Origin of the sequence: Myxococcus sp. RHSTA-1-4 (assembly GCF_020037125.1) — a bacterium.
Lineage (GTDB): Bacteria > Myxococcota > Myxococcia > Myxococcales > Myxococcaceae > Myxococcus.
Genome location: NZ_JAIQDG010000001.1, coordinates 148,151 through 171,106, shown reverse-complemented (window position 1 = coordinate 171,106; position 22,956 = coordinate 148,151). Strand labels below are relative to the sequence as shown.

The window sequence follows — 22,956 nt, the reverse complement described above, 5'->3', positions numbered from 1 at the left end:
CTCTTGCCGCTGACGCGACGGCGGCTCGTCGGAGTCGCGCTGGCCCTCGCCCTGGCGGGAGCGCTCTCCGCGGGAGTGGCCTCCAGCGTGGAGCGCGCCCGGGGCAGGGTGCGCAAGCGGCCGGAGCCGCCGCCGCCGTTCTCACAGCGGAACAAGGCGCGGGAAGAGAGCGCTCTCGCGTGTGGAACTCGCCCGGAGGCCACGAAGCCGCCGGCCGTGGACGGGGCTGTCGTGGCCGAGGTGTCCGCCCCGGACCTGTCGTCGGAGACGGGGGGAGGGCGGGTCACCGAGGTTGAGGCGAGGCCGGTGGCCGGAGGAGCTCCCGGGGAGGTGGCGTCGCATGAGACGGCCGCGCGGCCGGAGGCGCCCGGGCCCCCTGGGCATGAGGGGCCGGTGCCGGGGCTCACCACGCGCATCCCCGCGCCAATGCACGTGGGCTGGACGGTGGTGGAGTCGTCCGCCGGGCGCGTGCGGCTCGTGGCGGAGGTGGAGCGGCGGCTGGGCTTCGGTGCTCCGGTGGAGGTGCGCCTTTCCCTGCCACGCGAGGCGTCGCTCCTCGAAGGGCCGGCGCGCTTCACCGTGCCCGAGGGCCCGGGTGGGGATGTCCGTGCCGTGTCGTACGTCGTCGCCTTCGAGGCCGGGGCACTGCCCTCCGGTGACCTGGTGCTGGTGGCCCATGCGGAGGGCGCGTCGTTCGGCGCCCACGCGGAGGCGCGCTACTCCTTTGGCCGCGAGCCCACCGCCGAGCCGCGCCCCATGCCCTCCGGCCCCGTGTTGCCAGGTGCGCTCATGCTGGGCGAGGAACCCGGGACGCAGGGCAGTGAGGGTGGAGGAACGGCGCCCTGAGGCGGACCACGTCTTCCGGGCGGGGCGGTGCGCGCCCGGAGTGGGGCCCGGCCTCGGCACCGAGGTGGCGCGGCGGCGCATGACGCCGCCAGCGCGCGGAATGCACTACGGCGTCGGCGCCGACGCCGTCAGCCGCTTCAGGGCGGCCTTCGCGTCCTCGTGGTCGGGCTGGAGCTTCAGCGCCGTCTCGTAGGCCTGCTTCGCCTCGTCCACGCGCTTCGCGGCTTCCAGCAACTGCCCCAGCGCGTTGTGCGGCTCGGCGAAGTTCGGGTCCACCTGGGCGGCGCCCCGGAAGGACTTCTCCGCGTCCTTGGTGTTGCCCTGCTGGTACAGCGCGTGGCCCAGGTACAGCAGCCCCAGCGCGTTGCGAGGCTCCACCGCCAGCACGGACGTCAGCACCTTCTTCGCCTTCGCGCCGTCACCGCCGCGCAGGTAGAGGAAGCCCAGCTCGGCCCGCGCCTCGAGCTGCGCCGGGTCCTTCTCCACCACTTCCTCCAGCTCCGCCACCGCCAGGTCTGGCCGTCCGCGCCGCGAGTGGATGATGCCCAGCCTGGCCAGCGCCGCCGTGTCGGCCTCTTCGCCCTCCTTCGGCTTCAGCAGGCCCTCCGCCGTCACGTAGTCGCCCATGGCCATCAGCAGGTCCGCCAGCGCCAGCTTCGCCGCGCGGTTGCCCGGGTCGTCCTTCAGCAGCGCCTCGTACAGGGGCCGCGCCTTCGCGCCCACCCGCTTCTTCGCGTACGTGTCCGCCAGCGCCAGCCGGTTCTCCGGGGTGGGCGACAGCGCCACGCCCTCCTCGTACTGGGCAATGGCTCCGTCCAGGTCTCCCTTGGCCTTCAGCGCGTCGCCATAGGCGGCCCGCGCGCTGGCGTCCTTCGGGAAGGCCTCCACCGCCGTCTTCAGCGTGGCCACCGCCTCGTCGGCCTTGCCCAGCCCGAGGTACGCCCGCGCGAGGCCCTGGTAGGCCTCCGTCGTCTTCCGGCCGTCCTCGGTGCTCTTCTCAATCGCCTTCTTGAAGGCCTCCACGGCCTGCTTCTTCTTGCCCTGCACGAGGTACAGGTGGCCGAGCTGGGTGTACGGCCCGCTGGCGCGGCGCGGCTCCAGCACCAGCGCCTTCTCGAAGGACTTGGTGGCCCGCACGTTGTCGCCGAGCTGGAAGTACGCCAGGCCCAGGTTGAAGTGCGCCTCCGCGTACTTCGGGTCCGCGGCAATGGCCTTGAGGAAGGCCTCGGTGGCCTTGCGCGGGTCGCCCTTCTCCTGCAGCGCCACGCCCAGGTTGTTGTGCGCGCGGGCGTGCTTCGGCTCGGCGGCAAGCGTGCGCTGGTACTCGGCGATGGCGCCGTCCAGGTCGTTCTCCCGCATGAGGAGGACGCCCAGGTTGTAGTGCGCCTCCGTGTCGCCCAGCTTCTCGCGTGTGGCCTCGCGCAGCGTCTCCTTGGCCTCTCCGTTGAGGCCCTTCTCCGCCAGCGCCTTGCCCAGGTTGACGCGGGCGACGTTGAGCTTGGAGTCCAGCTTCAGCGCCTCGCGGTAGGACTCGATGGCGTCGTCCGTGCGGCCGGCGCGCTGCAGCGCCTCGCCCAGGTTGAAGCGCAGCTCCGCGTCCTGGGCAGACAGCTCCACGGCCACCGAGTACTGGCTGATGGCCACGTCCGTCTCGTCCAGCACGCGCGCCAGCAGGCCTCGCTCCGCCCGGAGCGTGGAGTCCTCCGGGAAGGCGGCGATGGCGGTGTCCAGCACCGTGCGCGCCTTCTCCGCGTCACCGGACAGGCGCAGCGCGCGGGCCAGCGCCAGCTTGGGCGGGACGAGGTCCGGCGCCACCTCCACCAGCTTCGTCAGCGGCTCCACCGCCTTCTTCGGCTTGTTGAGCGCGAGGAAGGCCGTGCCCAGCCGGTACAGCGCGTCCGCGTCGTCCGGGGACGCCTCCAGCCGCGCGCTCTCCACGGCGGCGGTGCGCTCGAGGGCCGCGGCGTCCGGCCCGGGGGCCTGCGCGGTGAGGAGCTGGAGGACGAGGAAACCGCCTGTCGTCGTCATTTAGAGGTTCTCCACGTAGGGACTCGCGCGCGCGTCGAAGGTCTTCTTCGCGAGCGCCGACTTCTTCGCCTCCCATGCCTCCCGCGCCGCCTTCTCCTCCTTCTCGTCCTCGGCGAGGTCGGCGCGCTCCTCCTTCACCTCCGCCTCGCACTCGGACACCTGCTCCTCGAACTCCTTCGGCTCCAGCCGCTCGCTGCCCTCGACCTTCGCCTTGCGGGCCACCATCAGCCGGGCCAGCTCGAACTTCGCGAAGGCACAGCGCAGGGCCAGCTGCTCCACGTCGCGCAGCCCCACGCTGAGGCGCTGGCGGGCGCGCAGGTACTCCACGCGGGCCTCGGCCTCTTCAATGGCCAGCTTCGCCACCTCGCGGGACACCTCGTCCGTGGCGCGGTCCACCTCGTCCTCCGCCGCCTCCTGGCGGGAGCGGGCGCGGCGGATGTTGTCGCGGGCGCGGCCAATCTCGTTGTCGGCCTCGTCCACCTTGTCGATGGCGAGCGCCAAGTCGTTCTCCGCCTCCAGCAGCTCGATGCGCGCCTCGTAGGGGAGCTTCTTCTCCAGGGAGTCGGGCACGCGCATGCCGTAGCGCGGGCCGCAGGCGGCCAGGAGGGGGAGGGTGAGCAGGACGATGCGCTTCATTGTTGGACCGTGGCCTCGAAGCTGCCGAAAACGGTGCGGCCGGAATAGACGTTGGTGCCGTTGTCGAAGGTGACGTGGAAGTCGCCGGTGATGCGGCTGCCGGGCTCGACGGGCGTGCCGCCCACCGTCAGCTTGCCGCGCGCGAGCGGGGGGAAGGTCCTCGCCGGCTCGTCCAGCACGCTGCGGCCGATGGCGCCGCGCTGCGCGCCGCCCTCCAGGACCTCCGCGAGGTCGATGACCAGCGGGCCCGTGTAGCCCTCCGGAATCATGTCCCCCACCTGGGCGCTCACCTTGAGGATGGTGTTCACCCCCGTGCCCTGCGGGGTGACGAAGTTGATGGAGAGCTCACCCGGGGACCACTGGGCCTCGGCCCGCTCGTAGCGCAGGTCCACCAGCTCGGACACGCTGCCCTCCAGCCGGGTGCCTTCGGGCGCGCAGGCGCCGAGGCCCGCGAGCGCCGCGGACAGCACGGCGGCGCGGGAGCGCCGTGGGAGGAGGGGGCTTACTTGCATGCCTTCCACCCTCCGTCCACGTCGGCGCCGGTGAGCGTGTTCACGTCCTTGAGGACGGCCAGCTCGCGGCGGGCCCCGTCCACGTCGCCGAAGCGGCAGCGCAGCGCGGCCAGGTTGAGGCGGGCCTTGTCGTAGGTGGGGTCCGAGTCCATGGCCTTGGCGTACGCGGCGCGCGCGCCCATGGCGTCACCCATGTTGAGCAGCGCCCAGCCCAGCGCGGAGTGCGCCGAGGCCCGCGTGTCCTGCAGCTCCGTGACGCGGCCCAGGGTGAGCTGCGCCATGCCGTACTGGCGCGCCTCCAGGTACGCCAGGCCCAGCGCCTCCAGCGAGTCCGCGCTGAGCGCGCGCTCGGCCTTCTTTCGCAGCTCGTCCAGGGAGGCCGGCTGCGTGGGCGCGCCCGGCTGGGGCACCGGCAGCGCCGCCGTCTCGGTGCGCGTGCGGCAGCCCAGCACCGCGGCGTTGAAGACCTCCAGCGACTCGGCGCGGGACAGGCACGCCTTGAAGGCCTCCTCCGAGCGCTGCTTCAGCGGCGTCACCTGCTCCTTCACCGCGGCCCGGAACTGCTGCGACTCCGCGGCGGACAGGCCCGCGGGCACCGGCGTCTGCTCCACCACGTCCGCGATGTGGCCGTACGCCAGCGCCAGCTTCCACAGCGAGGCCACCGCCCACTCCGGATAGCCGAGCTGCGCGGCCTGCGTGTAGATGCCCTCCAGGCTCTGCAGGGCGGCGACCTTCTCCTCCACCTTGTCCGCCGGCAAATCCCGGTAGCCGCGGTAGAGGATTTCGCCCAGGTACCACAGGCCCCTGGCCGCCTCCTCCGTCTGCCCGTTGGGGCCCTGCACCGCGGTGGTGAGGGTGGAGATGAGCGCGTCGGCGGGCGCGGTGGGCGCGGTGGTGGCCTGCACCTCCGCCAGCACCGCCGCGGCGCCCGCGCTGCGCGGGTCCAGCTTCAGCGCGGACTCCGCCGCGAGCTTCGCGCGCGAGTAGTCCTTCTGCTTCAGCCGGGCCTCCGCCAGCAGCACCAGCACCTCGCCCTTGCGCGCGCCGGCGACCTCGGACGCGGCCTCCAGGTTGCGCGCCGCCTCCTTGTACTCGCCCAGGGCCATGCGCAGCCGGGCGCCGGCCAGCCAGCCGTCCACCGCGGCGAAGTCGCCACCCAGCTTCTGGCCCACCTGCTCGAACCAGCCCGCCGCCTCGCCGAACGCCGCGGCCTCCGCCGCGTGCCGGCCCAGCGTCAGCAGCACGTCCGACAGGTACTGGCTCTTCGGGTAGTCCTGCGCCAGCTTCGCGCCCAGCTCGCGCTCGGCCTGCATGTCGCGCTTCTCGCGCGCCGCGGTGAAGGCGCCGTACAGCGCCTTCTCGCCGATGTCGGTGTTCTTGTTCTCGTCCGCCACCTTGACGAGGCCCTGGATGACGTCGCCCGTCTCCTGGGCGCTCGCCAGGGCGAGCTCGTCCAGCGCCTCGGCGCGGCTCTGGGTGAGAATCTTCTGCACCTCCGCGCGGAAGTTGGCCGGCAGCGGCGAGGAGAGGAACTTCTTGCCCGTCTCGTCCAGGCCCTTGAAGTCGTTGAGCTGCCGCAGGCTGTCCAGCGCCAGGTTGCCGGCGACGGTGGCCTCCTTGTGCTGCGGGTGGCTCAGCGCGAAGGCGGTGAACAGCTCCGCCGCCTTCGGGTACTCGCCGTCCTCGTAGTAGGCGCGGGCGATGTTGAACTTCACGTTGAGGGCGTTCTCGCTCTTCGGGTAGCGCGACACGAACTCGGCGCCCAGGAGCTTCATCGCCTGGCGCGCGTCCGCCACCTCGAAGGCGTTGCGCTTCTGCGCCTCCTCCGGCTTGAGCGTGGAGAAGTGCGCGAGCAGCGCCGCGTTGAGGGCCTCCTCCTCACCCTTGGCGTCCTTCGCGCGGGCCTCGTAGCGGGCCAGCTCCTCGAACTGGCGCGCGGCCTCCGGGAAGGCGTTGGCGGCGAACAGCGCGTCCGCGCGGTTCTTCATGATGGGCCGCACGTACTGGTCCGGGCGGAAGAGGCTCAGGTACGCCTCGTAGGCCGCGGCCGTGCGCAGGTAGAGGTCCTTGTCCTCCTTCTTCTGCGCCGCCAGGTGCAGCTGGGTGCCGAGGTCGCGCGCCATCTCCTCCAGCTCGGCCAGGTGCTTCTTGCGCTCCACCTCCGGCAGCTCCGGGTCCGTCTTGCTCTGCACCGCCGCGCGCACCAGGAAGCGGATGTCCTCCGGCTCCGGCTGCACCTTGCCCTTGGACGCCTTGAGGGCGTCATAGAGCTTCTGGCCGCGCTCCAGGTCCAGCTCCGGGTCGAACTGGATTTCCATCAGCTTGCGCAGCGCGGGGATGGCCCACTCGTACTGCTGCTTGATGAAGTAGCGGTTGCCCAGCTTGTCCAGCGCGAGCGCGTAGGTGGCGCGGCTGTCGCTGAGCTTCTCGAAGTAGTTGAGCGCGCCCTTGGGGGGCTTCGCCTCGGTGTAGCTGTAGACCAGGTCCAGCAGCGCCTCGCGCTTGACGTTGAGCGCCTTCTTCACGTCCATGCCCGGCAGCGGAGCGCTGGCGGCGGCGGCCTCGAAGAAGGTGACGGCCTCGGCGTGCTTGGCCTGGTTCACCCGAATCCAGCCCATCTTGTAGCGGGCCAGGTCGTGCACCGGCGAGGGCGGTGCCTCGAGAATCGCCTGGTAGTGCTTCTCCGCCTGGACGAGGTCCGCCTTGTCGAAGAAGTGGTCGCCCAGAATCTGCTCCGCCTCCAGCCGCAGCGGGCTGTTGGGGTACTTGCGCGTCAGGTCGCCGAGCGTCTTGAGCATCTCGTCGAACTGGCCGAGCTCGCGCTGCTCGTGCGCCAGGTAGAACGTCACCTGGTCGCTGTCCTTGAAGTCCGGGAACTCGCGCAGCAGCCGGTAGTACATCTGCACGGCCTTCTGCTTCATCAGCCGCGTCTCGGGGGAGACGATGGCGCCGGTGGCCCCCTCCGGCCGGGACTCGGCCTGGAGGTAGTACACGTAGCGGCTCTTCTCCACGTACAGCTCGGCGAGCCGGAACTGGAGGTCCGGCAGGTACGGCGCGTTGCGGCTCTTGGAGATGAGCTTCTCCGTCTCGCCGATGGAGCGGTCCACCTTGAAGATGTCGCGCTTGAGCTTGGCGATGAGCTCCTCGCGCTCCTTCGCCTTGGAGACGATGGGATTGGGGCCCGGTCCGGCACGTCCGGGCGCTCCAGGGGCGGCCGCCAGCAGGGCGGCGGCAATCAGGCCGGTCAGGTGGCCGGTCATGGGGTCTCCTCGATGCAGCGGCTCTCGATGCGGACCCGGTACGACTTCAGCTCGTCGTTCCAGTACTCTCCGTCGAAGCGGAAGGCGACCTGGGCGGGGGACATCTCCTGCTCGTCCTCCGGCGCCACCACCTTCGCGCCCTTCTTCACGCGTTCGTACAGCTTCAGGCCCACTTCGTACTCCATGAGGCGCACCTGCTCGGCGGCGCGCAGGAGCGTGTCCGCCTCCTGGCGCACGGCCTCGGCCAGCCGCGCGTCATGGACGCGGACCGCCTCGGCGCGGGAAAGGTCATACAGCTTGGTGAGGTGCGAGAAGAGCTGGTCGCCGAAGCTGCCGGCGTACCGGCCCAGCCGCTCGCCCTCCAAATCCAGCACCTCCACGAAGCGCGCGGCGCGCTTCGTGCCGCCATGGGCGTTGGCCGCGCGGCGCAGGCGCACGTCCTGCGTGAGGTCCTCGCGGTTGCGCACCGCCTCCAGCGAGTCCGCGAAGCGGCGCGTCAGCTCCTTGGCGGCGCGCTTGGCGGGCAGGTAGTGGCAGAGGTCGCGGTAGATGAGGGCGCGCAGGAGGTACTTGTCCGGGAGGAACTCGTCCCGGAAGGAGGGCGCGTCCAGCGTGGTGAGGATGCCCAGCGAGGCGCGCAGCTCGCCCAGCTTGTACCGGGTCCACGCCTCCTCCAGGTAGAGGCTGGCGCGGCCCGGGTCCAGCTCCGGCAGCTTGACGAGGTTGTACGCCTCCAGCGCGCCCTTGTAGTCCTTGCGCTCGTAGCGCAGGCGGGCCACCGCGAGCGCCGCCTCGTTGCGCGCCTCGCGGGTGAGCTTCTCGTCCTGGGACAGGGCGAGGAAGTCGGAGATGAGCTCGTCCGACGGCTCCTTCACCGACTTGAGCCGCGTGACGAGCAGCGCGAACCGGGCGTGGCTGGCCTCGGGGCTCGTCTCCGACAGCTTGGCGAAGTGGGTGTTGGCCCAGCGCTCGTTGCCCACGCGCAGGTCCACCAGGCCCTGCTGGTAGTGGGCGTACGCGCCGGTCTCCTCCGGGAGGAAGCCGAGGTCCAACGCGCCGAAGACCTGCTCGTCGATCATCACCTCGTCGTGCGGGCGGTCGGTGAGCTGCTTGAGCGCGTCCAGCGCGCGGGGCAGCACGTTGGGGTTGGAGCGCTCGCGGGCGATGCGGGCCAGGTACGAGGCGCCCGCGTGCGTCAGGCCCAGGTCGATGAGGCTCCGGGCGAGGAAGTACTGCCCCCAGGCGTAGTTCTCGTCCGTCTTCGGCGCCTGCTGCAGCCACGCGTACAGCGGGCCGGCGGCGGCGCGCGGGTCGCCGTCGAAGTAGTCCTGGAGCGCCTCGTCGAAGACGCCGGGGTCCACCTTCTTCGGCGCGGGCGGGGCGGCCTCCGCGGCCTCGGCGGGCTTCGCCGGAGCGGCGCCACCTTCCGGAGCGGGCTTGCCGGCCTCGGCGGGAGCGGGCGTGCCGCTGGCCGCGGGGGCGGGCGTGGAGGGCGCGGCACCCGCCGGGCGCTGGGCACCGGAGGGCGGCGGAGGCATGGGCAGGGCGCCGCCACCGGACTGCGCCGTGGCGGGCCTTGGGGACACGAGGAGCGCGGCGCTGGCGAGCGCGGCGATGAGTGAGCGGGGAGTCATTCCGTGGCGCCGAAGTTGAACGCGGTGCCGAGCTGGACCGAGAGGACGTTGTTGATGTTGGACGCGCCGGCGAAGACGACGTTGTTCGTCACGTCCAGACGGAAGGAGAGCGTCTGGCCGGAGAACAGCCGCAGGCCGAGGCCCAGGTTGACCGCGGGCCGGAAGCCGTCCGCGCGGTTGATCTTCACCACCGTGCCGCCACCCAGCAGGAAGGCCTCGAAGTGGAGCACCTGGCTGTTGAGGACGGCCGCCTTGCCGTAGAGCGGGCTCCAGACGAGGTCCGAGCCCACCATCCACTGCACCTGGTCCTCGTAGGCGGAGGCGGTGGGGGCCACGTCGAAGTCGCGCTCGAGCTGGGTGCGCAGGCTCGTCTGGATGTTGTAGCTGTAGGTGCCGCGGCCCACCTGCCAGCCGAAGGTGTCGCTGAAGTGGTACGTGTAGGCCACGGTGCCGATGAGGCCCTTGTAGAAGGCGTCATCCGGCAGCACGCCGACTCCGAGCAGCAGCTCATGGTGCATCCGGTACCGGCGCTCCTGGATGGCGGAGACGGCGCCGGGGTTCTCCAGCGCCTCGGCCTGCGCGCGGGCAAGGCCGGGCACCAGGAACAAGAGGATGAGCAGGGCGTATCGCACGGTGGGGGGCTTCCTGGAGGGGGTTGGCTCAGTAGCCGACCGAGTTGAAGAGGAACGGGTAGGTGATGATGACCACGCCGCCCTTGGGGGCGGGGAAGGTCCAGGACTTCAGATTGGAGAGGATGCAGGCCTCGACGGAGGCATTGCGCAGCGTGGAGGACTTCGTCTTGGCGGCGACGACGCGGCCGGCGGCGCCGATGGTCCACTCCAGCACCACCTTGCCGGCCAGGCCCGGGTCCTTGAGCAGGGCGCGCTCGTAGCAGCCGTGCACCTCGTTGAGGTGGCTGTTGATGACGCGGGCCACCGCCTCGCGGTCCACGGTGCCCTGGGTGGAGGCGATGCTGCGGGCCGTGGCGCGGGTGACGGTGCCACCCACCTTGCCCTTGCCCACGCCGCCCACGCCCAGCGCGCCGATGCCGCCGCCGCCCTTGCCGCGCAGGATTTCCGCGCCCAGCGTGGCGCCGCCGCCCTTGCCGCCGCCGCCCAGGCCGAAGGTGCCCAGCCCCGCGTTGGCGATGGGCGCCTTCCCGATGAGGCCGGACAGCTTGTAGTTGGAGCTCTTCACGTTCTTGCTGCCGGGGCCGCTGCCCAGCTTGTCCACCGCGGCCAGCAGGTCATTGGTGGCGGGGCCGGCGGCGGACAGCTTCGCCAGCGCCTTGAGCGCCTTGCTCTCCGGCGCGGCGGCCACGGCCTTGGAAGGCGGAGGCGGCGTCTTGTCCACCGGCTTGGGCGGGGCCTTCTCCGCCACCTTCTCCTTGATGGGCTTGGGCGCCTTCTCCTTCAGGGCCTCCAGCTTCTTCTTCGCCTCCTCCTTCTTCTTCGGCTCGGGGGCGATGAGGCGCAGGGCCACGGGGGGCAGGTTCTTCTGCGTGAAGTCCGCCGTCTCCGGCGTCTCCGGCTTCATGACGATGAAGGACGCGAAGGCGGCGCCGAAGAGGGCGAAGCACGCCAGCGCCAGCCAGGGCAGGCCGCTGAGCGGGTTGACGAAGACGCGCTCGGGCTTGGGGGCCGCGTAGGCCACCAGCGACATCTGTCCCTGCGTCAGGCGCGCGGCGGTGCCCTCGCGCAGGGTGATGAAGCGGCGGCTGCCGTCGGACTCCAGCGCCGCGCCGGTGACGGGGGCGAAGCGGCCGTCGTTGCCGCTCTTCTCCACCTCGGTGCCCGGGGGCACGAAGAGGCGGAAGGCGCCGTTGAGGGACTCGGCGAGGGTGAAGGGCGCGCCCGTCTCCGGCAGCGTGAAGCCCCACAGGGGCATGGCGCCGGGGAGGTCCAGCGAGGCCTGCACGGGCTTCTTCTTGTCCGGCGCGAAGCGGCGCGCGTCACGGCGGATGGCGCCCCAGTACAGCTCCAGGTAGAGCTGCGCTGTGCCCTTGCCCGGTGCGATGCGCGGCGCGTGCGTGGGGCGCGTGGCCACGCGCTGCTCCTGGAGCAGCGGGCCCCCCGGCTCCGGAAGCGGCTCCAGCGCGAGGTCCGCCATCAGGTCGTCCGCGAGCATCACGCCCGGGTTGGCGGCGGGCTTCGGCTCCTGCGCGGCACGGCGGCGCACCGAGGGAAGGGTGCTGGCCGGCACGGGCGCGGGCGCCTGCTGCTGCTGCGAGGGCCACTGCGCGTGCGTGCCCGGAGCGGGTGCGGAGGCCTGCTGCTGCGAGGGCCACTGCGCGTGCGTGCCCGGCGCGGCCACGGGCGGGACGGCCTGCGGCTGCGGCGCGGGCATGGGGATGACGGCGGGAGCGACGGCCTGCGGGGCCGCGGGCGGCGCGTAGGCGGCCTGCGTCACCGCGTTGGAGCCGCGCACGGCGGCCGGCGCCGGAGTCTGCGGCACGGCGCGCACCGCGGGGACGGTGGCGGCGAGCGGCTGGGCCGGAGGAGCGGCCGGCGCCGCCGGGCGGAGCTGCCGCACGGACGCGGACTGCTGCGGCATGGGCGCGGGGGCCACGGGCGGAGGCGGCTGGGCGGCGCCGAGCAGCGCGGCCACTTCCGGAGGCGGCTGCGGCTTGGCCTCCTGTGGCCTCTGCGCCAGCACGCGGGTCTTCAGGACGAATGGGCCGCAGAGCACCTCGTCCATGGAGCGGATTTCACACGCGGAGACGCGATGGCCGTTGACGAACAGGCCCGTGGTGGAGCCCGCGTCCTGGACGGCCGCGCGCCCGTTCTGGAAGTAGAGCAGCGCGTGGCGCGGCTCCACGGACGGGTCATCCAGCCGCAGGTCGGACGCGGGGTCGGACCCGAGCGAGTACGTGCCGGGGACGAACACCTCCGTCCCGACGAGCAGACCGTCGCGGAGGATGACAACTTGCAGGACGCTGGGCTGACCGCTCAACGGTGACGCTCCCTTCGAGGGCTGGTGGGCGGTGCTTCCCTACTGGTCGTACACCGTGGAGAGCGTCTCGGCGCGGAAGCTCTCGCGTTCGCGGATCATCGACCGCGTCTTCAGTTCCTTGCGGTCATAGAGATAGACGGCCCCGGACTTGTTCGTCTGTCCCTGGATGAGCCGGTCATCGAAGTCGATGCGGGCCGGGCCGCGCTGCGGCGGGGCCGCGGAGGCGGCGGCGTCGGGCTCGCCCGTCACCGGATCCGCCACGGCGGGGCTCTTCGTCTCAATCTTCGGCGGAGCCTTGGAAGAGGCCTTCTTGCCGGCCTTGGCCTTCGCCGCGCGCGTTGAACGGCGGCCCTGGGCCCAGGTGTCACTCGGGATGAGCAGCGTGCTGATTCCGAGGAGCTGGGCGACGGCAATGCAGAGGAGGAAGCGTCGCATCATCAACAGGTTAAGCGATGCGTGTACCGAGCTGTCAACGCACACTCCAGGGTCATTTCGCACGCCTCGACACACAGGTGTGGTGGGCACTCCACCCCATGTGGGGCGCGTCCTCCACGGATCGGCCCGCGCTTTGCCGGAGCGCTGGAAAGATGGCGTGGGATGGCGTGCCGTGCCGCTCCCGCAGCCGCAGTGCTGCCGAGCAGGCAGAGGCTCGAGATCATCGCGGCGCGGCGGTGCTTGAAGGATGCTGCGGCGAGGAGGTCTCGGACCCGACGTGACACGCACGGCACACAAGTGGGGAGTGGTCGCGGCGCTGGGAGTGATGCTGGCCGCCGCGGGAGTGGTGGTGCTGCGCCGGGGCGCACCCACGCCCGAGCCGGCCGGACCCACGACTCCCGTGGAGTCCACCTCGCGGCCGAAGCTCGTGTCCGTGGGCCCGAAGCTCACCAGCAACGAGACGTCGCAGCCGCTCTCGGTGTACGGCGAGCGGCTGGTGCCGGGCCTGAAGCTGGTGCTGGGGCCGCCGCTGTCGCGCGAGCTGCCGCTGGTGGTGGTGGACGCGGGCCACGCGTACGCCCGCCTGCCTGCCGGCCTGGCGCTGCCGGAGGACTCTCCGCAGGCGGTGGTGGAGGCGCGGCTGTCGCCGGAGGGCGAGGGCTCCGCGCGCCTGACGGTGGTGAACGACACGGCCTTCCCGGACCTGACGGGGCTGGCGCTGTCCCCGGATGGGCGCACGCTGTTCATGGCCTCGCCGCCCACGGACACGGTGTTCGCGCTGGACGTGGAGTCGGGCCGCGTGGAGCGGCTGGCGGTGGGGGACGGGCCGTCCGCTTTGGCCACCTGGAAGGACGCGGAGGGCCGGCCGTGGCTGGGCGTGGTGCACCGGTACCAGCCGGAGCTGCGCCTGTACGCGCTCGACGCGCCGGGGAGCGCGCCCAGGGTGCTGCCCGCGCCGGTGGGCGCGCACGGGCTGGAAGTGGATGGCGTCAGCGGCGTGGCCTTCGTGGCGGAGCACGTGCGGGACAGGGTCCACGCGCTGTCGCTCGCCGACGGGGCGGTGAAGTGGTCCGCGGCGGTGGACCCCAACCCCCGCGCGCTGGCGCGGTGGAAGGACCTGCTGGCGGTGGGCAGTCTCCAGACGGGGCAGTTGGAGCTGCTGCGCCAGGCGGACGGCGCGCCGGTGGCCACGGTGGTGCCGGGGCCGGGTGTGTCGATTCTGGGGGGCCACACGGAGCCCTTCCGCGAGCAGGTGATGGGGGGCAAGGCGCCCCGGGCGCTGGTGGCGAGCGAGCGGCTGGGGCGCCTCTTCATGGCGAGCCTGGGGCCGAACGTGGGCCCCAATCCGAGGCGCATGGAGGTGAGCGCCAACAGCGGCGTGGCGGTGGTGGACCCGGCGGGCGGCGCCTACGTGCGGCACCGCGGCTTCGGCGCGGGCGTGACGGAGGGGCTGGCGCTGGACGACGCCGCGGGGCTGCTCTACGCGGCGGACGTGGGCCTCGGCCGGGTGCGGGTGCTGGACGCGCGCGCGCTGGTGGGCGCCGAGAAGGCGGCGCGCGGCGCGGTGCTGCAGGAGGTGGCGCTGACGCCCCCCGAGGGCACGCCGCGCATCCGCCCTGCCGCGGACTTCACGGCGAAGGACCGTGCGGGAGAGGAGCTGCACTCCGGGCCGCGCGCGCTGGCGCTGTCGCCGGACGGGGCCACGCTCTACGTGCTCAACCGCTTCACGCGTACGGTGGCGCTGGTGGACGTGCGCGAGGCGCGCGCGGGCAAGGCCCGCGTGGTGCGCCAGCTCCCGGTGGTGCAGGGCCGCGCGCAGGCCAAGCGCCGCCTGGGGCAGGTCCTCTACTACGTGGACCTGGGGCGCACGGGGCTTACGTGCGACGGCTGCCACATCGAGGGCCACACGGGGGGCGTCTTCTACGAGAAGATGCGGCCCAACAACCGCGTCTACCGCTCCACCACCGCGCTGGGCAGCCGGGACACGCCGCCGTACTTCACACCCGCCAGCCACCACAGCCTCGCGGACACGGTGAGCTTCGTGGGCGGGCGCAACCGCTTCCACAACCCGGACCCGTCCCCCGAGGAGGTGGAGGCGCTCTCCCTCTTCACGGCGCTGATGCCCACGCCGCCCAACCCCTTCCGGGGCGCGGCCGGCGCGCCGCTGGAGACGGTGGAGCTGCCGGACGGAAGGGTGGGGCGGCCGGCGCGCGGGCGCGAGCTGTTCGAGGGGAAGGGCCGCTGCGTGGAGTGCCACCCCGCGCCGCTCTACACGCTGGACCAGGACGCGGCCACGCGCGGGCAGTACCTGGACGTGGGCACGCCGGTGGCGCTGCCGCTGCGGCTGGAGCTGCAGGACCTGGTGGTGGGCGCGGCGCCGCCGTCGCTGGTGGGCACCTGGGACGTGTGGCCCCTCTTGACGAGCGCCACGGCGGGCTACGCGGTGAAGGACGGGCGGCTGGTGGTGGACACGCGCTTCCCGCTGCGCGCGGTGCTGGAGACCTCGGGGCCGAAGCACGGCAACGCGCAGGCGCTCACGGCGGAGGAACGCGATGACCTGCTCGCGTTCCTGCTGACGCTGTAGACGGCCGGACCTGGATGGGACTGCTCGAATGGCCTGGGCCCGGAACCCTCGTATCGGGTTCCGGGCCCATCACCCCGCGAGCTCATGCCTCCCGGAACGTACCGCGGAAGCTCGCCGGGTCAGCAGCGGTCGTTGCACTGACCGCTGCCGTCGGGGTTGATGTAGAAGTCGATGCCCCAGGTGTTCCAGTCGCAGTAGTGATTGCGCTCGTGGTACTTGAACAGGGTGCCGCTCCCATCGCAGATGTCGTATTCGTCGGCGCACCAGAGGCCCCGCTCCTCCCAGGGCTTCACGTCGATCTTGTTGTCATAGATGCACTCGATCGACTGGGAGAGGTCCGAGTAGCTCTTGATGGCATAGGTGTCGCCGCTCAGGGACTGGATGTTGCCGCCATCGAACTTGTACTGGCCTCCCTCCAGGACGAAGGAGAGCGGCTTGCCCAGGGGGCGCCCATCGAAGGCCACGTAGAGGAGGATGGCCTGGGGGCGGGACTCGGCCTTCAGCACCGAGAAGCGGCCTCGGACGGAGTCCACCTCGCCCCCGAGCGCGTCGATGAGGTTGGCGCGGTCCTGGTCGATGAAGCGGGCCATCGCGCGGGTGGGATGCTTGCGCTGGATGCGCTCCTGCTTGCTTCCGGACATGAGCCTGGTGGCCGCCTGGGAGTCGCGCTGGATGAGGGCCTCGGCGTACGACTCGAGCTGGTGCAGCAGCTGGGAGGCCGTCCGCGGGTCGACGCCTCTCGGTGAATCATTGTCAGCCATGGCCGGGGTGGCGGATAGGAGCATGAGCGAGAACAGCGAATACAGCACGGATTGACAGCCCTTCATTGTGTGCCTCCATTGTGAGTGGTTGCACCTTGAGGGACGAGCCTGAGAGGGATTGTTACTCGTTCGCTCCGGGGGCGGGGGCTTCATCCGCCCGTGGATGCGGGGCCAGGTCGCGCAGGAGGGCGGCGTTCGCCGGGTCCGCCCGCAGCAGCTCCTCGGCCAGCTCGTCGTGGACCCGGTGGTGCTCGTGGGCCTCCGCGAGCTGGCCCTGCTCATGGGCAATCTTCTCCAGCATGGAGTGGATGGTGATGAGGATGCCCGTGAAGAACTGGCGGTCCGGGTCGGACTGGCGCAGGCGCGTCGCGAGCTCGAGCGCCTGACTGTATTCCGCGCGCGCTCTTGCCAGGTCCTTGTTCATGAGGGCCGCGTCGCCACTCGTCATGTGGGTGATGATTCGGCCAATCAGGATGCCGGGCTCCTGGGTCGCGCCCAGGCTCGTCAGGAGCCGCTCCACCTCCTGGCCGATGTCCTCGCGCACCTCGGCCGTGCCGGCGATGGCGGCCAGCTTCTCGGTCTTGAAGTGGAGCCGCCGGACCACGTCGACGACTCCGGACAGGCGGCGCTCCAGCTCGGCGCGCTGGTGATGCTCGCTGAGGGCCACCGCCACGCAGAGGGCCATGCCCACCAGCGTCCCCGCCCGCGTCAGCCACCGGCGCAACCCCCTCCGGTACTCCCGGGCCTCGCAGGCCACCAGGAAGTCCCGCACCGGCGCCGTCAGCAGCCGCTGGTGCTCGTCGCGGATGAGGCGCGCGAAGCGCAGCCGCGCTCCGGTGGCCAGGTAGGACACGCCTCCGTCCGGGTCTCGACGGTGCGCGTGCCACGTCTCCGCCATGGCTTGCAGCTCGCGCCAGCGGAGCAGCCGCTTGCGGTTCTCCCGCAGCCAGCCCCGCAGGCGCTGCCACCGGCGGATGAGCGCCTCGTGCGCTACTTCCAACCAGACGCGGCCGGCTCCCTCCGTCTCGCTGCCTCGAATCAGCAGCCGCGCCGTCACCATCTTCTCCAGCATGCGGTCGAAGGCGGCCCGGGCGTCAGGCTCCTCGGGCCGGATGTCCTCCAGCCACACCCGCCGCCGGCTGTCGGGCGTGGACTCATCCCCCAGGGCAATCAGCTCCTCGCGCAGGCGCCGGGCCTGCTGGCGCTCGTCCTCCGCCAGCGTGTCGTACAGCCGCTCCGCCGTCCGCGTCAGCGCGCCCGCGACACCCTCCATCTGCGCGTACATCCGGTGCGTCAGCCGGTTGCCATCGCGCCCCTGCCACAACAGGTCCAGCGCATGCTCCAGCAGCGGCAGCGCTCCCGGTTCCTGCCCCACGTCGCGGCACAGCCGGTCCACCAGCCCCGCTTCCAGCTCCAGCCCCACCCGGCGCGCCGGCTTCTCGATGGCCTCGACCAGCTCCTCCGGGCCGAGCTGCGCCACGAACACCCGGTGGGCCTCGGAGTACACGACGGCGTCCAGCCGCGTGCCGTCGTCCAGCGCCACCTCTCCGCAGCGCTCGAAGGCGTCCACCCGCAGCGTGGCCACCACCACGCACTCCAGCTCAGGCGTCCGGGTCAGGGCCCAGAGCGCCCGCATCAGCGCCTGGCGCTCGGCGCCCTCCAGGTGCGTGAACACCTCCTCGAGCTGGTCCACCACCAGCAGCAGCTTGTGGTCCGGACGCGCCTGCCTCAGCCGGCGCGCCTCCGCCACCACGTCCTGCTGCTGGGCCCCTTCGCCGTCCGGCAGCGGCTCCGAATCCCAGACACGGTGCAGCCGTTGCCGCAGCTCCCGCAGGGGCTCGGAGCGCACGCCCGCCGCCTTCGGCTGGGGACGCCCCAGCTCCGTGGGCCGCACCGTCACCACGTCCCACGTCTCCGCCGGGAGCCGGGGCACCAGCCCCGCCATCACCACCGAGGACTTCCCCGCGCCGGACGCGCCCGCCACCACCTGGAAGCGGGGCCGCTTCTCCCGTCCCGCCTCGTCCACCCGCGCCAGCAGCTCCGCCTCCAGGCGGCTCCGGCCGAAGAAGAAGCGCCGGTTCTTCGGCCCGAAGGGCAGCAGCCCCCGGTAGGGCCGCAGCACCACCGGCCTCAGGTCCGCCTCGCCCGTGCCGCGCGCGTAGAGCTGCAGCGAAGCCCAGTCGAAGCCCTTCGCCTCCACCCTCAGCCTGCGCCGCGCCGCCGCCAGGGCCTCCTCCAGCGAGCGGGAGTCCACCAGCAGCTTTTCGTACAGCGTCCGCGCCAGCAGCACCGAGCCCTCGGCCGTCATGGGCAGCCGCGAGGCCACCACCATCTCGATGCCCGCCCGGTGAAGCTCCTGCGCCATGCTGCCCAGGTGGCTGGCCAGCCTGCCGCCGTCCCCGCCATGACACGCGCACAGCACCACCAGCCGGAGTGTGCCCCGGTACGGTGCCAGCGCCGCGGCCAGTGCCCCCGCGTCCACCCACTGCTTGCCGCCAGAGTCCCCCGGCGCGTTCCACGCCAGCCCGAAGTGGCTGGAGGTCGGCGTCTCCACGAGGGTCCCGTGGCAGAGCAGGTGCAGCACGGACACCGGCTCCCGCGCCTCGCGGGCCGCGCTCAGCGTCCGCTCCAGGCCCTCCAGAGACACTCTCGGCAGCACGTCGCGCCGCGGGTCGAAGCCGAAGCCTCCCTCCAGGCTGGCCTTCAGCAGTGCCTCCTGGTGCCGCTCGTCCGGCACCGCGCCGCCCGCCTCGGACCAGGCCATCAGCACCCGTCCCTCCCGCACCTCGCCCAGGGATGCGACCTCCAGATGCTCTCTCGGCCACTCGTAGCGCAGCGAGAAGCCGGGGATGTCCGCCAGGTGCTGCCCACTGTCCTTCAGCGTCACCAGCTCCCACGGCAGCGAATACAGCTCCGCCGCGGAAGAGCGCAGCACCAGCCTCACCGCCCGGCCGCTTCGCGCGTGCCGCTCCAGCGTCTCCTCGTGCCCGCCCCAGTCCAGCGCGTCCAGGAAGCCGCGGATGTCCTCGCCCAGCCGCCGCGCCGCCACTGCGTCCGGCACCCGTCCCGCCAGCGCCTCCAGGTCCGCCAGCACGCGCTCGCTCCAGGGGAAGGTCGCGCACCGGAGGCCTCCCTCGCCCACCCGCAGCCGGTACTCCTGGGGCTTCACGTCATGGAAGCCGTAGGGGTCCCCCGCGTTTTGCGCCCGCGCCAGCTCCAGCACGACCTCGTAGGGATTGGCCTCCACACTGACTTCCGGCTTCTCACCCTCACCTTCACCGCATGCGGACCACGGGCTCACCGTCATCAGGCGCACCGTTCCCATGAGGCCTCCCCTCCACTCCGCGAGAGCGGACCCGTGCGCCGACCCTACCCGCTCCTTACAACACGACGCTGAAGGGCGGATTTCTTGCGCACGCGCCCGGGAACCTTGCCGCGGGTAACTAATTCCTCGCATGCCGTCCTCTCGTATCGAGGAGCACCCACGCTGCTCTCCGTGGCTCCCTGACACGAGGCGATGGATGGATGGCCAGGAACCGCTGCTGCCATGTGATGGCGAGGCTCGCGAAGAGCCACCGCCAGAGGTGCCTCTCCAGCTGGGTGGGGACCGACCCTCGGAATCCCCTCACCCGCGAGGGCAGTCCGCCGGTGCGGACCCCTCCCCGCGGGGTAGTGCCCGTGTCATAAGGTTGCCCGTTCGTTCCCGGCAATCGCACGCGGAACGCGGGGGGCCCTCCGTGCCAATGGACAACGGAAGCGATGAGCACTGGACCAGTGCCTTCGTCGCGCGCGAGCGGCGGTGGCTGCTCGTCCAGATGACCCAGGTCTGCCGCAACGCCACCGACGCGGAGGACCTGGTGCAGGAAGCCCTGTTCCGGTTCCTCCAGACCTTCCGCTCGATGGAGACACGCCCCAACGAGCGCGTCTGCCAGACGTGGCTGGTCAGCACCGCAACCCATCTCTTCTATGACCAGTGCCGCCGGCGGCGCGTGCAGGAGCAGAACGCGAAGGACCCGCACCTCCAGAACGAGGTCGTGGAGGCGCACGAGCACCACACGCCCTCGGCCCTCGAGTCCATCACCGACGAGCGCTTCTCCGCGGCCATGCGGACGCTGAGCAAGAAGGAGCGGGAGACCTATGAGCTGCTCACGGCGGGGAAGAAGTACAAGGAGATTGCCCGCATCCTCGGCGTGAAGCTGGGCACCGTCGGCAAGCGCATCCACGACGCGCGCCACCGGCTGCGCGAGTTCCTGGCCCCCACTGATGATGATTCCGGAGAGCACTGATGGCCAGCCCCTGTGAGAACGTCGAGCTGTTCGTGGACGGGGAGCTCGCTCCCGAGGACGCGGAGTCCTTCCGGCAGCACCTGCCGGACTGCATGCGCTGCCAGCGCGAGGTCGCGGACCTGATGCAGCTCAGGCTGCTGTCCCGGCGCCACGCCGAGTTCGCGGAAGCCGAGCCCCCGCGCGCGCCCGTTCCCCTCTTCCGGAGGCGCCCCTTCATGCTGGGGGTGGCCGCCCTCGCCGCGGCCCTCCTGGTCATGGTCGGGGTGAGACTGCTGCGGCCCTCCGCGCCGAGTCACGACGTGTGGCTGGCGCAGCGCCCCCAGCGCCTGCTGGAGGCACGCCTCGGGCACCCGGGCGCGGACATCCACCGTCCCCTGGCCGCGAAGATGATGGGCGGTGGCGGCCCTCTCGAGGACCTTCCGTTCGATGCGCTCGCCTGGCTGGAGCGCGAGGACGCCCACGGCCTGGCGGCGGCCTTTCTCGTTCGCGACGACCCGGGCCTGGCGGACCAGGCGCTCCGCAAGCTGGAGAAGCTGCGGCGCTCGCCGGAGCTGGACAACGACCGCGCGGTGGCGCTGCTGCTCAAGGGCAGGCCGGACGAGGCGCTGAGGCTGCTGGACGCCGTGCTGCGGGAGCACCCGCGCCACGCACAGGCCCTGTGGAACCGGGCGCTGGCGCTGCGCGAGCTGGGCCTGTCGCTGATGGCGGCCCGCACCTTCTCCGAGGTCACCGCCCTGCGCGAGCCCGGCTGGTCCGAGGAAGCCCGTCAGAAGGCCGAGGCCCTCCGGCGCACCACGTTCGAGCGGAGGGACCGGTGGATGGCGGCGTTCCAGTCGGGCCTGGCCCTGCTCGAGGCGCCGCCGGCCATCCTCCCCGAGGGCTTCAGCCAGCTCCCGATTGCGCGCCTCTTCTTCTACAACGCCATCCGCGCCGCGCCGAACCGCGAGCGCGTGCTGGAACTGCTGCCCCTGGCGCGGGAACTGGACGCTCGCGCGGGCAACGGCGTGCTGGAGGGTTATGTCCGCCGTGTCGCCGAGGCGGACTTCTCCCGCCGCGCCCCGCTCGCGAGGCACTACGCGGCCCACGTCCGGGAGCATCCCCCGCGCGAGGAGCAGGAGCGCATCATCAAGGCGCTGCTCCAGTCCCGCGAGGACGACATCCTCCTGGGCTCGCTCGCCACCTGGGACGCCTCGACCCGCCACCTGGAGCTCTACACGGCGAAGGCCGCGGCCACCGGGGACCTCTGGTTCCAGCTCCACGCGGCGCAGGAGCGGGCGAAGGCCGAGCTCGCCGCGGGAGACACGGAGCGAGCCATCCGGACGCTGCTCGACGCACGCAAGCTCTGCCCGGCGCGCGGAATGGAATACCGCTGCCTCTTCCTGGAGCGGGACCTGTCCCATCTCTACAACCAGCGCTACATGGCGGAGGCCGCGCTCGCCCACGCGAAGAAGGGCTGGAGCGACGCGCGCGCCGCCAACGAGTGGAACCTGGAGGGTGACCTGCTGTGGATGCTCTCGCAGGTCTCCCGCATCGTGAACGACGCGTCCCTGACGCGCGCCTACCTGGGCGAGTACCTCGAGCGCGGCCGGGGGAATCCCGTCGATGAGCACCGCGTCCACCAGCACCTCGCGAGCATGGCGTTCCAGGAACTGCGTGTGGACGAAGCCCGGAGGGAGATGGACGCCGCGCTGGCCACGGGCCTGCCGCTGACGTCCGCTGGGGCCCTTGTCCTGGCGGACATCTCCCGGTTGAAGCGCGCGCCAGGGGACGAGGCACACCTGAAACGCGCGCTGGATGCGGCCCGTCCCTCGCTCAGCGCGGGCGGGCGCGCGGTCGCCACGCACATCCTGGGGCGGTTCTACATCGAGCAGGACGCCGGGCGCGGGCGCGACCTGCTCTGGCGTGCCATCCAGGAGGCGGAGGTCCCGGGGCTGGAGGAAGACTCGTTGGCACGGCGTGCTCGTGCTTACAGCTACACCTCGCTCCTCCATGACGCGGGCCGGCGCGGCGACTTCAAGGAAGCGCTGGAGTTGTTCTCGCGTGAGCGCGGGCTGAAGCCGCCTGGCCAGTGCCTGCTGGCCATCAGCGCGGACTCCGAGCGGACCCTCCTCCTGGCGTTGAGTCCTTCCGGAGAGCTGCTCGGCCATTTTGATGAGTCCCGGCGTCATCCCCTGCCCGAGCGACTGGACGGCGTGGTGCCGGAGAAGTTGCTGGCCGTCCTGCGCGGGTGCTCGCGGGTGGAGGTCCTGGCCCGGCCTCCCCTGCATGGCCGGGCGGGGCTGCTCCCTCCGGAGCTGGCCTGGAGCTACCTGACACGCACCACTCCGCCTCCCGCGCAGCGCACGGGGCCCGCGGTCCACCTCGTCGTCTCCGACGTGGCCGTGGAGTTGTCGCCGGACAGTCCCCTCAAGCGGCTCAATGCATGGACCCCCGGCTTCGGCCCCGATGAGCAGCGCGTCACCTTGTCCGGGACCGAGGCGACGCCCCACCGCGTTCTCGCCGCCATGAAGGACGCGACCGAAATCGACCTGGTGACCCATGGCATCATCAGCGGCCACGCCAACACTTCATTCCTGCTGCTGGCTCCCGGGCCGGAGGGCGCGGAGCTGCGCGTTCCACAGGTGCGCGGCGCCTCGCTGCGCGGCGCTCCCTTCGTGGTGCTCGCGGCCTGCCACGCGGCCCACACGGCCTACTCGTTCGACTCGCCCTTCAGTCTTCCTGTCTCCTTCATCGAGGCGGGCGCGCGTGGAGTGCTCGCGGCGACGGTGGAGATTCCCGACCTGGAGGCAGAGTCCTTCTTCAACGCGGTCCGTGAGCGCATCCGCTCCGGGGCGCCTCCGGCCATCGCGCTCCGCGACGAGCGCGTGCGGTGGCTGGGGCAGAAGCAGGGGGCGGCGTGGCTCGAAAGCGTCCTGCTGTTCGAGTGAAGCGCGAAAAAGAAATGAATCTCGCGAAGTAATAAAGCGCGGTGGCTGCGTCCTATGGAGTGGGTAGGGCAAATCTCCTCTACCCAGCACAGGGG

The 22,956-nt window shown here is 71.8% G+C and carries 14 protein-coding genes; 4 read left to right on the top strand and 10 right to left on the bottom strand.

Annotated elements, in window-relative coordinates; translation table 11 throughout:
- Window positions 1-3 precede the first annotated feature (3 nt).
- Window positions 4-846, top strand: a complete 843-nt coding sequence (locus tag K8638_RS00680; RefSeq protein WP_223752408.1) for a hypothetical protein — start codon at window positions 4-6, stop codon at window positions 844-846.
- A 105-nt stretch (window positions 847-951) separates the two neighbouring features.
- Here the strand turns inward: K8638_RS00680 and K8638_RS00670 are convergent, their stop codons facing one another.
- From K8638_RS00670 to K8638_RS00635, 8 genes are read right to left on the bottom strand one after another with little or no spacing between them, the layout of a single operon-like run.
- The gene (locus K8638_RS00670; protein ID WP_305071133.1) at window positions 952-2,874 is read right to left on the bottom strand and encodes a tetratricopeptide repeat protein; all 1,923 of its coding nucleotides are present in this window, start codon (window positions 2,872-2,874) and stop codon (window positions 952-954) included.
- Window positions 2,875-3,510 (bottom strand): hypothetical protein, encoded by a 636-nt coding sequence (locus tag K8638_RS00665; RefSeq protein ID WP_223752407.1) that lies wholly within the window; start codon window positions 3,508-3,510, stop codon window positions 2,875-2,877.
- Window positions 3,507-4,022 carry a hypothetical protein gene (locus K8638_RS00660; protein ID WP_223752406.1) on the bottom strand — a complete coding sequence of 172 codons (516 nt, stop codon included), beginning with the start codon at window positions 4,020-4,022 and terminating at the stop codon, window positions 3,507-3,509. The genes K8638_RS00665 and K8638_RS00660 overlap by 4 nt, the downstream gene beginning before the upstream one ends.
- Window positions 4,013-7,282: an outer membrane protein assembly factor BamD gene (gene bamD, locus K8638_RS00655; protein WP_223752405.1), complete on the bottom strand. Its 3,270-nt coding sequence runs from the start codon at window positions 7,280-7,282 to the stop codon at window positions 4,013-4,015. Before bamD ends, K8638_RS00660 begins: the two co-directional genes overlap by 10 nt.
- Window positions 7,279-8,916, bottom strand: a complete 1,638-nt coding sequence (locus tag K8638_RS00650) for a hypothetical protein (protein ID WP_223752404.1) — start codon at window positions 8,914-8,916, stop codon at window positions 7,279-7,281. Before K8638_RS00650 ends, bamD begins: the two co-directional genes overlap by 4 nt.
- A complete protein-coding gene (locus tag K8638_RS00645; protein ID WP_223752403.1) occupies window positions 8,913-9,548 on the bottom strand; it encodes an outer membrane beta-barrel domain-containing protein in 636 nt (211 codons plus the stop codon). The genes K8638_RS00650 and K8638_RS00645 overlap by 4 nt, the downstream gene beginning before the upstream one ends.
- A gap of 28 nt (window positions 9,549-9,576) precedes the next feature.
- On the bottom strand, window positions 9,577-11,868 hold the full coding sequence (locus tag K8638_RS00640) for an AgmX/PglI C-terminal domain-containing protein (protein ID WP_223752402.1): 2,292 nt from the start codon (window positions 11,866-11,868) through the stop codon (window positions 9,577-9,579).
- A gap of 39 nt (window positions 11,869-11,907) precedes the next feature.
- Window positions 11,908-12,306, bottom strand: a complete 399-nt coding sequence (locus K8638_RS00635) for a hypothetical protein (RefSeq protein ID WP_223752401.1) — start codon at window positions 12,304-12,306, stop codon at window positions 11,908-11,910.
- A gap of 274 nt (window positions 12,307-12,580) precedes the next feature.
- Here K8638_RS00635 and K8638_RS00630 point away from each other — a divergent pair, with 274 nt between their 5' ends.
- Complete coding sequence (locus K8638_RS00630; RefSeq protein WP_223752400.1) at window positions 12,581-14,887, top strand: MtsA protein; 2,307 nt, start codon at window positions 12,581-12,583, stop codon at window positions 14,885-14,887.
- Window positions 14,888-15,006: 119 nt separating this feature from the next.
- Here K8638_RS00630 and K8638_RS00625 read toward each other — a convergent pair whose 3' ends face one another.
- The gene (locus tag K8638_RS00625; protein WP_223752399.1) at window positions 15,007-15,714 is read right to left on the bottom strand and encodes a hypothetical protein; all 708 of its coding nucleotides are present in this window, start codon (window positions 15,712-15,714) and stop codon (window positions 15,007-15,009) included.
- 55 nt (window positions 15,715-15,769) lie between these two features.
- The gene (locus K8638_RS00620; RefSeq protein ID WP_223752398.1) at window positions 15,770-18,973 is read right to left on the bottom strand and encodes a CHAT domain-containing protein; all 3,204 of its coding nucleotides are present in this window, start codon (window positions 18,971-18,973) and stop codon (window positions 15,770-15,772) included.
- Window positions 18,974-19,391: 418 nt separating this feature from the next.
- Here K8638_RS00620 and K8638_RS00615 point away from each other — a divergent pair, with 418 nt between their 5' ends.
- Together K8638_RS00615 and K8638_RS00610 are read left to right on the top strand one after the other, a co-directional pair.
- A complete protein-coding gene (locus K8638_RS00615; protein WP_223752927.1) occupies window positions 19,392-19,934 on the top strand; it encodes an RNA polymerase sigma factor in 543 nt (180 codons plus the stop codon).
- The gene (locus K8638_RS00610) at window positions 19,934-22,861 is read left to right on the top strand and encodes a CHAT domain-containing protein (protein ID WP_223752397.1); all 2,928 of its coding nucleotides are present in this window, start codon (window positions 19,934-19,936) and stop codon (window positions 22,859-22,861) included. The genes K8638_RS00615 and K8638_RS00610 overlap by 1 nt, the downstream gene beginning before the upstream one ends.
- Window positions 22,862-22,956: the final 95 nt, after the last annotated feature.